At 61.9% G+C, this 13,558-nt stretch carries 11 protein-coding genes and 1 riboswitch; of the genes, 3 read left to right on the top strand and 8 right to left on the bottom strand.

Annotation, left to right across the window (positions count from 1 at the left end):
• Positions 1-10 precede the first annotated feature (10 nt).
• The 4 genes from NTD80_RS00620 to metH all read right to left on the bottom strand — a co-directional run bounded on the left by NTD80_RS00620 (position 11) and on the right by metH (position 6,533).
• Positions 11-505: a DUF934 domain-containing protein gene (locus tag NTD80_RS00620; protein ID WP_065906424.1), complete on the bottom strand. Its 495-nt coding sequence runs from the start codon at positions 503-505 to the stop codon at positions 11-13.
• Complete coding sequence (locus tag NTD80_RS00615) at positions 489-2,147, bottom strand: nitrite/sulfite reductase (protein WP_262131690.1); 1,659 nt, start codon at positions 2,145-2,147, stop codon at positions 489-491. The genes NTD80_RS00620 and NTD80_RS00615 overlap by 17 nt, the downstream gene beginning before the upstream one ends.
• 404 nt (positions 2,148-2,551) lie before the next feature.
• Complete coding sequence (locus NTD80_RS00610) at positions 2,552-2,770, bottom strand: DUF2970 domain-containing protein (RefSeq protein WP_065906428.1); 219 nt, start codon at positions 2,768-2,770, stop codon at positions 2,552-2,554.
• 52 nt (positions 2,771-2,822) lie between these two features.
• On the bottom strand, positions 2,823-6,533 hold the full coding sequence (gene metH, locus NTD80_RS00605) for a methionine synthase (RefSeq protein ID WP_262131689.1): 3,711 nt from the start codon (positions 6,531-6,533) through the stop codon (positions 2,823-2,825).
• A 167-nt stretch (positions 6,534-6,700) separates the two neighbouring features.
• Between metH and NTD80_RS00600 the strand changes: the two genes are divergently transcribed.
• From NTD80_RS00600 to nfuA, 3 genes are all read left to right on the top strand, one after another.
• Positions 6,701-8,992, top strand: a complete 2,292-nt coding sequence (locus NTD80_RS00600) for a fatty acid cis/trans isomerase (protein WP_262131688.1) — start codon at positions 6,701-6,703, stop codon at positions 8,990-8,992.
• Between the two features lie 64 nt (positions 8,993-9,056).
• The gene (locus tag NTD80_RS00595) at positions 9,057-10,079 is read left to right on the top strand and encodes an acyltransferase family protein (protein WP_262131687.1); all 1,023 of its coding nucleotides are present in this window, start codon (positions 9,057-9,059) and stop codon (positions 10,077-10,079) included.
• A 59-nt stretch (positions 10,080-10,138) separates the two neighbouring features.
• The gene (gene nfuA / locus NTD80_RS00590) at positions 10,139-10,723 is read left to right on the top strand and encodes a Fe-S biogenesis protein NfuA (protein ID WP_003173594.1); all 585 of its coding nucleotides are present in this window, start codon (positions 10,139-10,141) and stop codon (positions 10,721-10,723) included.
• Between the two features lie 254 nt (positions 10,724-10,977).
• Here nfuA and cobM read toward each other — a convergent pair whose 3' ends face one another.
• The 4 genes from cobM to NTD80_RS00570 form a co-directional block, all read right to left on the bottom strand.
• Complete coding sequence (cobM, locus tag NTD80_RS00585) at positions 10,978-11,724, bottom strand: precorrin-4 C(11)-methyltransferase (protein ID WP_262131686.1); 747 nt, start codon at positions 11,722-11,724, stop codon at positions 10,978-10,980.
• Between the two features lie 69 nt (positions 11,725-11,793).
• Positions 11,794-12,186, bottom strand: a complete 393-nt coding sequence (locus NTD80_RS00580) for a cobalamin biosynthesis protein (protein ID WP_262131685.1) — start codon at positions 12,184-12,186, stop codon at positions 11,794-11,796.
• On the bottom strand, positions 12,183-12,887 hold the full coding sequence (locus NTD80_RS00575; RefSeq protein WP_065906443.1) for a CbtA family protein: 705 nt from the start codon (positions 12,885-12,887) through the stop codon (positions 12,183-12,185). The genes NTD80_RS00580 and NTD80_RS00575 overlap by 4 nt, the downstream gene beginning before the upstream one ends.
• 11 nt (positions 12,888-12,898) lie before the next feature.
• Positions 12,899-13,087: a CbtB-domain containing protein gene (locus NTD80_RS00570; protein WP_027606475.1), complete on the bottom strand. Its 189-nt coding sequence runs from the start codon at positions 13,085-13,087 to the stop codon at positions 12,899-12,901.
• A 96-nt stretch (positions 13,088-13,183) separates the two neighbouring features.
• Positions 13,184-13,389, bottom strand: a riboswitch (cobalamin riboswitch).
• Positions 13,390-13,558 lie beyond the last annotated feature (169 nt).

Raw genomic sequence — 13,558 nt, 5'->3', positions numbered from 1 at the left:
TTGTGCAGACTCAGCGGCGACGGAACAGCGGCAGCGGTTCATCCGTTGCAGCCTGGTACGTCACCGAGAAATCCTTGAGGCTTTCCAGTGCTTCGTACGGGTCTTTGTCGGCGCGCAAGGCGAAGGCATCGAAGCCGCAGCGGTGCAGGTAGAACAGCTGGTCGCGCAGCACGTCGCCAATCGCCCGCAGCTCGCCCTTGTAACCGTAGCGGTCACGCAACAGGCGGGCATTGGAGTAGTTGCGACCATCGGTGAAGGCCGGGAAGTTCAGGGCGATAACCTGGAAGTGCGCCACGTCTTCGCCGATTTCCTCGGCTTCTTCATCGGCGTCCAGCCACACACCCAGGCCGCCGTCGCGGGCCTTGAGGGCGTGACCGTGTTCGCGCCACAGGGCCAGCGGCACGATCAGGTCGTCGCAGTTGGAAATGCCATCGAAGCTCGCGTCCTTGGGCAGCAGGTGCCAGGTTTCGTCGACGACTTCGTTGTTCTTAATGATTCGCTGCATAGACGCGCTCCTTGAACAGGTCAATGCCGATGCGCTGGTAGGTGTCGATGAAACGCTCATCTTCGGTGCGCTGTTCGATGTACACGTCGATCAGCTTGCCGATCACCTCGGGCATGGCTTCCTGGGCGAAGGACGGGCCGAGGATCTTGCCCAGGCTCGCATCGCGGCTGGCGCTGCCACCCAGGGACACTTGGTAGAATTCTTCGCCTTTCTTGTCCACGCCCAGGATGCCGATGTGGCCGACGTGGTGGTGACCACAGGCGTTCATGCAACCGGAGATGTTCAAGTCCAGCTCGCCGATGTCGAACAGGTAGTCCAGGTCGTCGAAGCGGCGCTGGATCGATTCGGCGATCGGGATCGACTTGGCGTTGGCCAGGGAGCAGAAGTCGCCGCCCGGGCAGCAGATGATGTCGGTCAGCAGGCCGATGTTCGGCGTGGCGAAACCGCCTTCGCGCAGCTCGCCCCACAGGGTGAACAGTTGGCTCTGTTCAACGTCCGCGAGAATGATGTTCTGCTCGTGGGAAGTACGCAGCTGACCGAAGCTGTAGCGATCGGCCAGGTCGGCGACGGCGTCCAGCTGTTTGTCGGTGATATCGCCCGGGGCAACGCCGGTCGGTTTCAGCGACAGGGTCACGGCTACATAGCCAGGACGTTTGTGCGCCAGGGTGTTGCGGGTGCGCCAGCGGGCAAAGCCTGGGTGCTGCTGGTCGAGCGCGGCGAGCTCGGCGTCCTGATTGCTCAGGGCCTTGTACTCGGGGTCGACGAAGTGCTTGGCCACACGGTGTACTTCGGCTTCGGTCAGGGTGGTCTGGCCGCCGCGCAGGTGTTCCATCTCGGCGTCGACTTTCTGGGCGAATACCTCAGGGGTCAGCGCCTTGACCAGGATCTTGATCCGGGCCTTGTACTTGTTGTCACGACGGCCATAGCGGTTGTAGACCCGCAGGATCGCGTCGAGGTAGCTCAACAGGTCCTGCCACGGCAGGAATTCGTTGATGAACGCACCGACCACCGGGGTCCGGCCGAGGCCACCGCCCACCAGCACGCGGAAGCCCAGCTCGCCGGCGGTGTTGTACACCGGCTCCAGGCCGATGTCGTGGACTTCGATGGCCGCGCGGTCCGAAGTCGAGCCATTGATGGCGATCTTGAACTTGCGCGGCAGGTAGGCGAATTCTGGGTGGAACGTCGTCCATTGGCGGACGATTTCACACCAGGGGCGTGGGTCGATCAGCTCGTCGGCGGCAACGCCGGCAAACTGGTCGGTGGTCACGTTGCGCAGGCAGTTACCGCTGGTCTGAATGGCGTGCATCTGCACGGTCGCCAGTTCGGCCAGGATGTCCGGCACATCTTCCAGCGCCGGCCAGTTGAACTGCACGTTCTGGCGGGTACTGATGTGGGCATAGCCTTTGTCGAAGTCGCGGGCAATCTTGGCCATCATGCGCATCTGGCGCGAGGTCAACTGGCCGTAGGGCACGGCAACTCGCAACATCGGCGCAAAGCGCTGAACATAAAGGCCATTTTGCAGGCGCAGAGGGCGGAACTCTTCTTCGCTCAGTTCACCTGCTAGGTAGCGTCGGGTCTGATCACGGAACTGCTTGACGCGGTCCTCGATGATGCGCTGATCGTATTCGTCGTATACGTACATATAGGTCCTGTTCTCGGCAAATCTGCGCGCACGGCCGCGCACTCCCAACGGAGCCGGCGCACGATACCAGTTTGCGTTTATGCGCAAAAGTGATGTTTGAGTATATGCAAATAACCAAAATGACTAATGAGAACGGTTATCGCGATACCCACATTTGTCATGCGGGCAATAGTCGACTTTACTGTGATCGTGTCTGAACGTGATCACCTATAAAACCGACAAGAGGCGATGCGATGAGCAATTCGACAAAAGCCCGTAAACCCGACAGTACCGTGGACGCCTGGGCCATTCTGTTCTTGATAATCCTGGTGGTTGGCACTGCCGTGTTCTGGGTCAGCCACCAGTAGTAATAGATACAGACCCCTGTAAGAGCTGGCTTGCCAGCTCCTGCAGACAGGTTGGGTTTACACGCCCGCCACGTGCAGCACCAGTTGCACGATGCCAAACAGCGTCAGCGCAAACACCGCCGTGAACAGAATGCCCAGGATCACAAAGTGGCTGGGCTTGCCGTGGGTGAAGTCGCGGGCGCGGTTCTTGCCGCTCTGCACGCCAAAGGCGGCCGCCATCACGCTGTGGAGCATCTGCCAGAAGGTTGGCGGCTTGTTGTTGGCTGGATCGTCCATACATCCCTCGACACAAGGTGTGTGAGGGACAGCATAGACAATCCCCCAGGCGTCAGTTGTCGTAGCCCAGGTTAGGGGCCAACCAGCGCTCGGTCACGGCCAGGTCCTGGCCTTTGCGTGCGGTGTAGCTGCTGACCTGGTCCTTGTCGATCTTGCCCACGGCAAAATACTGCGCCTGCGGGTGGGCGAAGTACCAACCGCTGACCGCCGCCGCCGGGAACATCGCGTAGTGCTCGGTGAGGAACACACCGCTGCGCCCGGCGTGCATTTCGCGGGCCTCGGGGTCGAGCAGTTGGAACAGCTGGGCTTTCTCGGTGTGATCCGGGCAGGCCGGGTAGCCGGGGGCAGGGCGGATGCCGCTGTACTGCTCCTTGATCAGCGCCTCGTTATCCAGTTGCTCGTCCTTGGCATACCCCCAGTGCTCTTTACGCACCTGCTGGTGCAGCCACTCGGCGCAGGCTTCGGCGAGGCGGTCGGCGAGGGCCTTGACCATGATCGAGTTATAGTCGTCTCCCGCGTCCTGGTAGGCCTTGGCCACTTCTTCGGCGCCGATGCCGGCGGTGGTGATGAAGCCACCGATGTAGTCGGTGACGCCGCTGTCCTTGGGTGCGACGAAGTCGGCCAGGGAGAAGTTCGGCTTGCCGTCGGTCTTGATGATCTGCTGGCGCAGGTGGTGCAGCCGGGCGATCGGCTGGCCGTCATCACCGTAGACTTCCAGGTCATCGTCCTGCACCTGGTTGGTCGGCCAGAAGCCGAACACCGCACGTGCGCTGATGAGCTTTTCGTCGATCAGCTTCTTGAGCATTTCCTGGGCATCGGCATACAGCGCGGTGGCGGCTTCGCCGACCACTTCATCGTCGAGGATGCGCGGGAATTTGCCGGCCAGGTCCCAGGAGATAAAGAAAGGGGTCCAGTCGATGTACTCGGCCAGCACCTTGAGGTCGATATTGTCCAGCACCCTGGAGCCGGTAAAGGTCGGCTTCACCGGCGTGTAGGTTGCCCAGTCGAACTGCGGCTTCTTGGCGATGGCTGCCGGGTAGCTCAGGCGTTCGGTGCGCGCGCTGCGGTTGGAGGTGCGCTCACGCACGTCGATGTATTCCAGGCGGGTCTTCTCGACGAAGCCGGCCTTCAGCTCCTTGGACAGCAGCTGCGTGGCCACGCCCACCGCGCGCGAGGCGTCGGTCACGTAGATCACCGCATCGTTGCTGTACTTGGGTTCGATCTTCACCGCCGTGTGCGCCTTGGAAGTGGTCGCGCCGCCGATCATCAGCGGCAGGTAGAAGTCCTGGCGCTGCATCTCGCGGGCCACGTGGACCATCTCGTCCAGGGACGGCGTGATCAGGCCCGAGAGCCCGATGATGTCGCACTTCTGCTCCTTGGCCACCTGCAGGATCTTCTCCGCCGGCACCATCACGCCCAGGTCGACAATGTCATAGCCGTTGCAACCGAGGACCACGCCGACGATGTTCTTGCCGATGTCGTGCACGTCGCCCTTCACCGTCGCCATCAGGATCTTGCCCTTGGCTTCCGGCTTGTCGCCTTTTTCCAGCTCGATGAACGGGATCAGGTGGGCCACGGCCTGCTTCATCACGCGCGCGGACTTGACCACCTGGGGCAGGAACATTTTGCCGGCGCCGAACAGGTCGCCGACGATGTTCATGCCGGACATCAACGGGCCTTCGATCACCTCGATGGGGCGCGCGAACGACTGGCGAGATTCCTCGGTGTCTTCGACGATGTGGGTGGTGATGCCCTTGACCAGTGCGTGTTCCAGGCGCTTGTTGACGTCCCAGCCACGCCATTCCTCGGTCTCGGCTTCCTTGACGCTGCCGTCACCCTTGTACTTGTCGGCAATGGCGAGGAGGGCATCGGTGCCTTCCGGGGTGCGGTTGAGCACCACGTCTTCCACGGCGTCGCGCAGCTCGGTCGGGATCTGGTCGTAGATCTCCAACTGGCCGGCGTTGACGATCCCCATGGTCAGGCCGTTGCGGATCGCATACAGCAGGAACACCGAGTGGATTGCCTCGCGCACCGGGTTGTTGCCGCGGAACGAGAACGACACGTTGGACACGCCGCCGGAGGTCAGCGCGTACGGCAGCTCGTCGCGGATATAGGCACAGGCGTTGATGAAGTCGACGGCGTAGTTGTTGTGCTCCTCGATACCGGTGGCGACCGCGAAGATGTTCGGGTCGAAGATGATGTCTTCCGGCGGGAAGCCGACTTCATTCACCAGGATGTCGTAGGAGCGTTTGCAGATTTCTTTCTTGCGCGCCTCGGTGTCGGCCTGGCCGGCTTCGTCGAACGCCATCACCACCACTGCCGCGCCGTAGCGCTTGCACAGCTTGGCGTGGTGAATGAACTGCTCGACGCCTTCCTTCATGCTGATCGAGTTGACGATGCCCTTGCCCTGGATGCACTTGAGGCCAGCCTCGATGACTTCCCACTTCGAGGAGTCGATCATGATCGGTACGCGGGAAATGTCCGGTTCGCCGGCAATCAGATTGAGGAAGGTCACCATGGCCTTCTTCGAATCCAGCATGCCTTCGTCCATGTTGATGTCGATCACCTGGGCGCCGGCTTCGACCTGCTGCAGGGCGACTTCCAGGGCCTCGGTGTAGTTGTCTTCACGGATCAGGCGGGCAAAGCGCGCGGAACCGGTGATGTTGGTCCGCTCGCCGACGTTGACGAACAGCGAGCTGCGATCAATCGTGAACGGCTCCAGGCCCGACAGGCGGCAGGCCTTGGGAATGTCCGGGATCACGCGCGGCGCATACCCGGCCACGGCCTTGGCGATGGCTTCGATATGGCCCGGCGTGGTGCCGCAGCAGCCGCCGACGATATTCAGGAAGCCGCTCTGGGCGAATTCCTCGATGACTTTGGCGGTTTGCGACGGCAGTTCGTCGTACTCGCCGAATTCGTTGGGCAGGCCGGCGTTGGGGTGCGCGGACACATGGGTGTTGGCCTTGTTCGACAGCTCCTCCAGGTACGGGCGCAGCTCGCTGGCACCCAAGGCGCAGTTGAGGCCGACGGACAGCGGCTTGGCATGGGCCACGGAGTTCCAGAACGCTTCGGTGGTCTGGCCCGACAGAGTACGGCCGGAGGCGTCGGTGATGGTGCCGGAGATCATGATCGGCAGCTCGACATTCAACTCCTCGAACACGCCTTGCACGGCGAAGATCGCGGCCTTGGCGTTGAGGGTGTCGAAGATGGTCTCGATCAGGATCAGGTCGGCGCCACCTTCGATCAGGCCCTTGGTGGCCTCGGTGTAGTTCTCCACCAGTTCATCGAAGGTCACGTTGCGATAGCCGGGGTTGTTCACGTCCGGCGACAGCGAGCAGGTGCGGCTGGTAGGGCCGAGCACGCCGGCGACGAAACGCGGCTTGGCCGGGTTTTCCAGGGTCTTGGCGTCGGCGATCTTGCGCGCCAGGCGTGCGCCTTCCACGTTCAATTCGTAGGCCAGTTCTTCCATGCCGTAGTCGGCCATGGAAATGCGCGTGGCGTTGAAGGTGTTGGTTTCGAGGATGTCGGCACCGGCATCCAGGTAGGCTTTTTCGATGCCGCCGATCACGTCCGGACGGGTGATCACCAGCAGGTCGTTGTTGCCCTTGACGTCGCTTGGCCAATCGGCGAAGCGCTTGCCACGGTAGTCCTGCTCTTCGAGCTTATAGCTCTGGATCATCGTGCCCATGCCGCCGTCGAGGATCAGGATGCGTTCCTTGAGGGCTTGGTGAAGGGCGTGCAGGCGAGCGCTACGATCGGGCATGGGACTACTCTAGTTCAGGCATTACGGAGGGCGTGGATCATAGCAAACCTGTGCGCTTTTAGAGCATGCAAGGTTTTTGCATGAATATCGCTCACGTTGATGGCGCGTCGACATCGGTAGACTGGTCTGCAATTTTTCAGCGCACGCATTGAATCGGGACCGGATACATGTCACTTCGTCTTATCGTCAGCGCCGTCCTGGCCTTGATAGCCAGTACTGCCACGGCAGAAGGTCCCGCTCCGGCGATCTCTTATACCCGCGACATCCAACCGATCTTCACCGAGAAATGCGTGGCCTGCCATGCCTGCTACGACTCCGCCTGCCAGTTGAACCTGGGCAGCGCCGAGGGCGCGGCGCGCGGGGCTACCAAAGTGCCGGTGTACGACGGCGAACGCAGCCAGGCCACGCCGACGACCCGATTGTTCTACGACGCCTTCGGCAAGCAGGCCTGGCAGCAGAAGGGCTTCTATTCGGTACTCGATGCCCAGGGCAGCCAGGCCGCACTGATGGCGCGCATGCTGGAGCTGGGGCATAACGCGCCGCTGCAGCCGAATGCCAAGTTGCCCGAAGACATCGTGCTGGGCCTGAACCGCGAGAACATGTGCGCAATGCCTGGCGAGTTCAACGCGTATGCCGGCGCCCATCCCAAGGAAGGCATGCCGCTGGCCGTCACCGGCCTGACCGACCAGCAATACCAGACCCTGCAACGCTGGCTGGCCTCCGGCGCGCCGATTGACGAGCAGGGCCTGGCGCCCAGCGCCAGGGAAGCGCTGCAGGTGCAGCAGTGGGAAAACCTCTTCAACCAACCGGGCGCCCGTGAAAGCCTGGTGGCGCGCTGGTTGTTCGAACATCTGTTCCTCGCGCACATCTATTTCGAGAACGGCGAGCCGGGGCATTTCTTCCAATGGGTGCGTTCGCGCACGCCAAGCGGCCAGCCCATCGACCTGATCGCCACGCGCCGCCCGAATGACGACCCCGGCACTCAGGTCTACTACCGGTTGTGGCCAGTGCAGGGCGTGATCGTGCATAAAACCCACATCACTTACCCGTTCAGCGCGGCGAAGATGGCGCGGATCAAGGAGTTGTTCTACGCCGGCAACTGGCAGGTCGACGCCTTGCCGGGTTACGGGCCGGGCCGGCGTGCCAACCCGTTCGAAACCTTCGAGGCGATCCCGGCCAAGGCGCGCTACCAGTTCATGCTCGATAACGCCGAATACTTCGTGCGCACCTTCATTCGCGGGCCGGTGTGCCGTGGGCAGATCGCCACGGACGTGATCCGCGACAACTTCTGGGCCCTGTTCCAGGACCCTGAGCACGACCTGTACATCACCGATGCGCGTTATCGCGGCCAGGCCACGCCGCTGCTGGCGATGCCGGGGCAGAACGATGACGTCGGCAGCGTGCTGAGCCTGTGGCTGGCCTACCGCGACAAACGCAATGAATACGAGGCCTTGCGCCGTGACAGTTACGCCGATCTGCCGCCGCCGAGTTGGTCGAGCCTGTGGGCCGGCAATGACAATGCCTTGCTGAGTATCTTCCGCCACTTCGACAGCGCCTCGGTGACCAAGGGCCTGATCGGTGAGGTGCCGCAGACGATGTGGCTGTTCGACTACCCGCTGCTGGAACGCACCTATTACCAATTGGCGGTGAACTTCGATGTGTTCGGCAATGTGTCGCACCAGGCCCAGACCCGCCTGTACTTCGACTTGATCCGCAACGGCGCCGAGCAGAACTTCCTGCGCCTGATGCCGGCCGACAGTCGCGAGGATTTCCTCGACGACTGGTACCAGAACAGCGGCAAGCTCAAGTTGTGGCTGGACTACGAGGCCATCGACGACGACACGCCCACCGGCCTGCACCTGGATGCCAGGGACCCCAAGCGTGACTTTGCCAACCAGTTGCTCGCGCGATATGGCGACCTGAATGCCAGCCCGGACCCGATCAACCGTTGTGACGGCGCCTTTTGCTCGCGTGACGGGATCGACCCGGCGCTGCAGGATGCCGAGCAGGCCCTGAGCCGCCTGACGGCGCGCCCGGCAGCCGGGCTCAAGGTCATCGACCAGTTGCCTGAGGCGACGATGCTGCGGATCGAGACCACCCGCGGCAAGCGCGTGGTCTACAGCATGTTGCGCAACCGCGCGCACAGTAACGTGGCGTTCCTGCTGGGTGAGGCCTACCGCTATCAGCCGGGCCTGGACACTGTGACCATCTACCCCGGCGTGCTCAGCAGCTACCCGAACTTCATGTTTAACATTCCTGCGCAGGAAGTCCCCGAGTTCGTCGCCGAAATGGAGCGGGCCAAGGACGCCAACCGCTTTGAGAAGATTGTCGACCGCTGGGGCGTGCGCCGCAGCCATCCGTTGTTCTGGCAGTACTTCCATGACCTGTCGCGCTACATCCACGAAACCACGCCGGTGGAAGAGGGTGTGCTGGATATGAACCGCTACGAGAATCTTTGATCGACCTTTGTCCGCCCGCCATGGTCCCAACTTCAGGCATCGGTGTTGGGAAGGGTGGCGGACAATGTTGATCTCGGTACAGGCGCTGCGCGCTCTGGCGGCCTGGACAGTGGTGGGGCACCACTTCATGCAGATTTTCTTCGGCTTCAAGGCGGACACCGCCCTGGGCCGGCTGTTTGTGGAAAAGGGCGCGGCGGGCGTGGACGTGTTTTTCGTGATCAGCGGCCTGGTGATCTTCCTGTCCACCCAGGACAAGGACCTGCCGCCCTGGCGATTCCTGCTCTACCGCCTGTTGCGCATCGTGCCGGCCTATTGGTTCTACACCTTGCTGATGGCCTTGCTGGTGGTAGTTGCCCGGCCAATGCTGCCGGATCAGAGCGTCGATGCGGCCCATGTGCTGATGTCGTTGTTCTTTATCCCTTCCGAGAACCCCGGCGGCTATGGGGTGTACCCGACGCTTAACGTGGGCTGGACGCTGAACTACGAAATGCTCTTCTACCTGCTGTTCGCCTGGGCGCTGCTGTTCCGTCGGCAGTGGCGATTGCTGGTGGTCGCGGCGCTGTTGTTCGCGGTGTGCGAGGCCTGGACGTCATTCGGCTGGATCAGCGAGTTCTACCGCTCGGATATCGTGGTCGAGTTCCTGATGGGCATCGGCATTGGCATGCTCTACCGCAAGGGCTGGATTCGTCCCGGCGTGTGGCTGCCGTTGCTGGGCGTCGCCGCCGCGCTGCTGGCTATCTACCATTGGCCGGCTTCGCCACGGGCGCTGACCTGGGGCCTGCCCAGCGCGGTGCTGGTGGTGGCGTGCATGGCGCTGGAGCGCTTCTTTGCGGACAATCGATTGCTTAAAGTGCTGGGGGACTATTCCTATTCGGTGTATCTGCTGCACGTGCTGGTGTTGTCCGCCGGTGGTTACGCCGCCCAGCGCTACGGCCTGAACCCGTATGCCGTGCTGGCGGTGTGCGTGGTGATCATCGGCCTGGGTGCCCTGGGCAGCTACCGCTGGCTGGAAAAGGGCAGTTATCGCCTGCTCAAGGGCTGGTTCGATGGCGACCAACGGTCAAATTTATCCCGACAAAAATACTAGGACTTTGTACCTCTGTAATGATTTGGCGTAAACTGCCCTCAAGCCTGTGAGGAGTTTCCATGACTGCCATAACCATTACCGACGCCGCCCACGATTACCTGGCCGACCTGCTGTCCAAGCAGAACACCCCGGGTATCGGTATCCGCGTCTTTATTACCCAGCCCGGCACCCAATACGCCGAGACTTGCATTGCCTACTGCAAGCCTGGGGAAGAGAAACCTGAAGACACCGCGCTGGGGCTGAAAAGCTTCACCGCGTACATCGACGCCTTCAGCGAAGCCTTCCTCGACGACGCCGTGGTCGACTACGCGACCGACCGTATGGGCGGCCAGCTGACTATCAAGGCGCCGAACGCCAAGGTGCCGAACGTCAATGCTGACAGCCCGGTCAACGAGCGCATCAACTACTACCTGCAGACCGAGATCAACCCGGGGCTGGCCAGCCACGGCGGTCAGGTCAGCTTGATCGATGTAGTGGAAGACGGTATCGCCGTATTGAAATTCGGCGGCGGCTGCCAGGGCTGCGGCCAGGCGGACGTGACCCTGCGCGAAGGCATCGAGCGCACCCTGCTGGAACGTATTCCAGAGCTCAAGGGTGTACGCGACGTGACTGACCACACGCAGAAAGAAAACGCCTACTACTGAGTAAGGCGTTCACTGCGAACAAAAAAACGGCGCCCCGTGAGCGCCGTTTTTTTATGCTTTGAATTCAATGGTTTAGGCTATATATCTGACAAATCAGATCAAGAGTGGGAGCGGGCTTGCTCGCGAATGCGGTGCCCCAGTCACTCAATTAGTTGACTGACACAGCGCATTCGCGAGCAAGCCCGCTCCCACATTTCTTATCTATATTTATTCAGTTAAATCAGTGTCTTATATGTGATTTATGAGGTTTAGCATTAAGGCCGATAAAGGTGTGCATGCCCAGCCCGGTACAGCGACGACTCGCTGAAACTATCACTGGCCAGCACCCGGCCCACCACAATCAACGCGGTACGCCTGAAGCCCTTGGCGGCGACCTTTTCTGCAATGTCACTCAACGTTCCCAGCGCCCAATCCTGATCCGGCCAGGTCGCCCGGTGCACCACGGCAATCGGGCAATCGGCGCCATAGTGCGGCAGCAGTTGCGCGACGATCTTCTCCAGATGATTGACCCCCAGGTGAATCGCCATGGTCGTGCCGTGTTGCGCCAGGCTGTCAAACGCTTCGCCGGCGGGCATGCTGGTTTTGTCGGCGTAGCGGGTCAGGATGACGCTCTGCGCAATGTCCGGCAGGGTCAATTCGGTCTCCAGCAGCGCTGCACACGCCGCCACCGCGGTCACGCCGGGGATGATCTGAAACGGAATGCCCAGTTCGCGCAAATAGCGGATCTGCTCGCCGATCGCGCCATACAGGCTTGGGTCACCGGAGTGTACCCGCGCCACATCCAGGCCATTGGCATGGGCGGCCTTGATCAGGTCGATGATCTGTTCCAGGTGCAGTTCGGCGCTGTTGACCACCTGCTGCGCCTGATGGCCTTCCAATACCGCCGCCGGCACCAGCGAGCCGGCATAGATAATCACCGGGCAACTGCGGATCAGCCGCTGGCCTTTGACGGTGATCAATTCCGGATCGCCAGGGCCTGCGCCGATAAAGTAGACGGTCATGGTATTTCCTGTTTAAAAGCGGGCGTGTATGAACATTGTTCATGTTCAGGGCAGGCAATTATCGGGGTTTTAGCCTGCGCAGGCCAATGCAAAGGTCGCCTGGGCGTTTTTTCGGCGGGTGATCAGCAGGCGGGCAGGGCCGCTGGCGAGGTGTTCGGCGAGGGCCAGGGCGGCGCTTTCGGCGACGCCATGACAGCCCGTGTGGGCGAACGCGACGGCTGATTTGTGGCTCAGCCGGTTTTCATACACCGCCAGTTGGTCGGCGCTGAAGCACTGCAGCGGCAGCTCGAGCAGGCGGGACAGGGCGACCAGGCCCGGTTCATCCTGCCTGCGGTCGATGCTTGCCAGCGCAGTGATGCGCTGGCGCTCGATCCCCCCTTCGGCGAGGGCGCTGTCCAGCAGGTCCAGCAGGGTGTGAACCTCACAGCCGCGCTGGCAGCCCAGGCCGACCACCAGGGTCATGCCGAGTATTGATCGTCGCGGTTGCGGCGGAACAGCCAGGCGCTGATCAGACCCAGGGCCAGCCAGAACGCCACGTTGGTCAGCTGCGAAGCGATCTTGAACTGCGCTTCCAGGGCTTCCGGGGCCAGCATCGAATGCACTTCCGGCTGCGGTGCGCCGATTACGTGTGGCACCGCCAGGATCGCCACGCCGAGGATTTTCAGCAGCCAGTTGCGACCGAACACGATCAGCGCAATGCCGGCCGCCGTCGAGGCCGCGGTGCCGATCCACCAGATCTGTCGTTGTGCGAGATCGGCAGCGGCGGTGCCTGGCAGCTCAGGCGGCAGGCCCAGGGTCGGTGCCAGTACGAAGGTCGCATAACCGGCCAGGCCCCACAGCAGGCCTTGAGCGGTGCGAGTAGGCGCGCGCAAGGTGTAGAGGCCGGCGAGCATCAGGGCAAAACCCACGGCAACAACCAGGTTGCCGCCGGTGGTGGAGAGCACCCGTTGCCAGCCGTCTTCCGGCTCCCAGGCCTCGGCGTCGTGGCTGTGGGCGGCGGCGCCGTCGGCATGTTGATGTGCCACTTCAGTAGTGGCCGGGGCGTTTTCGAACGTTTCCGCCTGCAAAATCAACGGAGCTACCCAGAAACTTTGCAGCAGGGTCAGCAGCAGGGCGGCCAGGAGGCCGGTGAAACCTGCGGTTTGCGCAATACGCTTGATCATGTCGGCAGGTCTCAGTGGCACGGGAACGCAGCGCTGTGGCGGGTATCGTGGGCAGCGTTGTGCACTGCTTCGATGTGCGAGAAACCGGCGAAATACACCAGGCACGCGCCGAGAATCGATGCGCCGATGGCGGCGGTCAGGCGTTGGCTCAGGGTGGCGGAGCTGCTGGCGGTGTGCGAGGTGCTGCTGATGATCGACATGGCGCGTCCCTTCTGGGTGTCAGGGTGAAACGAGCGCATGAAAACCCCGCGAGCCAGGCACGCAGGGTTCTGAACAGCGCCCGCCCACCGCGGGTTTGTTATCTGATTTTTTCGGGCCGGTCTCCGGGCTTGCGAGGGGGCTCCTTGGGAGTCCTGAAAGCGTCGCCTTCCCATGCCCATGGCACAGTGGATCTGACACTTCGCTCGCTTACCGTTGCGGGGGCAGCACCGGACTCGTCATGTGATGACTCACCGGTTTCCCGTTTCACCCTGTGAAGGGCACCCGAAACAAGGTGTGTAGGAGAGCATGGGGGTGGGAGGGGAGTCAAATCGGTTGTGGGGGCATATCCGTTATTTGGGTAACGGCCGCCTATGGTTCCGCCCTTACGGCGGGTCACTTTTGGAAAAGCCCGGAATGCCGGCCCAGCCAAAAGTAACCAAAAGGGCTCTTGCCCCAACACTCGGCACCTC

Origin of the sequence: Pseudomonas sp. 13B_2.1_Bac1 (genome assembly GCF_025466155.1) — a bacterium.
GTDB lineage: Bacteria > Pseudomonadota > Gammaproteobacteria > Pseudomonadales > Pseudomonadaceae > Aquipseudomonas > Aquipseudomonas aylmerensis.
This window is presented reverse-complemented; position numbering and strand designations above follow the sequence as displayed.

Excerpts from the sequence above, each read along its gene's own strand:
- NTD80_RS00620 (WP_065906424.1), bottom strand. The coding sequence starts at position 505 with ATGCAGCGAATCATTAAGAACAACGAAGTCGTCGACGAAACCTGGCAC.
- NTD80_RS00615 (WP_262131690.1), bottom strand. The coding sequence starts at position 2,147 with ATGTACGTATACGACGAATACGATCAGCGCATCATCGAGGACCGCGTC.
- NTD80_RS00610 (WP_065906428.1), bottom strand. The coding sequence starts at position 2,770 with ATGGACGATCCAGCCAACAACAAGCCGCCAACCTTCTGGCAGATGCTC.
- metH (WP_262131689.1), bottom strand. The coding sequence starts at position 6,533 with ATGCCCGATCGTAGCGCTCGCCTGCACGCCCTTCACCAAGCCCTCAAG.
- NTD80_RS00600 (WP_262131688.1), top strand. The coding sequence starts at position 6,701 with ATGTCACTTCGTCTTATCGTCAGCGCCGTCCTGGCCTTGATAGCCAGT.
- NTD80_RS00595 (WP_262131687.1), top strand. The coding sequence starts at position 9,057 with ATGTTGATCTCGGTACAGGCGCTGCGCGCTCTGGCGGCCTGGACAGTG.
- nfuA (WP_003173594.1), top strand. The coding sequence starts at position 10,139 with ATGACTGCCATAACCATTACCGACGCCGCCCACGATTACCTGGCCGAC.
- cobM (WP_262131686.1), bottom strand. The coding sequence starts at position 11,724 with ATGACCGTCTACTTTATCGGCGCAGGCCCTGGCGATCCGGAATTGATC.
- NTD80_RS00580 (WP_262131685.1), bottom strand. The coding sequence starts at position 12,186 with ATGACCCTGGTGGTCGGCCTGGGCTGCCAGCGCGGCTGTGAGGTTCAC.
- NTD80_RS00575 (WP_065906443.1), bottom strand. The coding sequence starts at position 12,887 with ATGATCAAGCGTATTGCGCAAACCGCAGGTTTCACCGGCCTCCTGGCC.
- NTD80_RS00570 (WP_027606475.1), bottom strand. The coding sequence starts at position 13,087 with ATGTCGATCATCAGCAGCACCTCGCACACCGCCAGCAGCTCCGCCACC.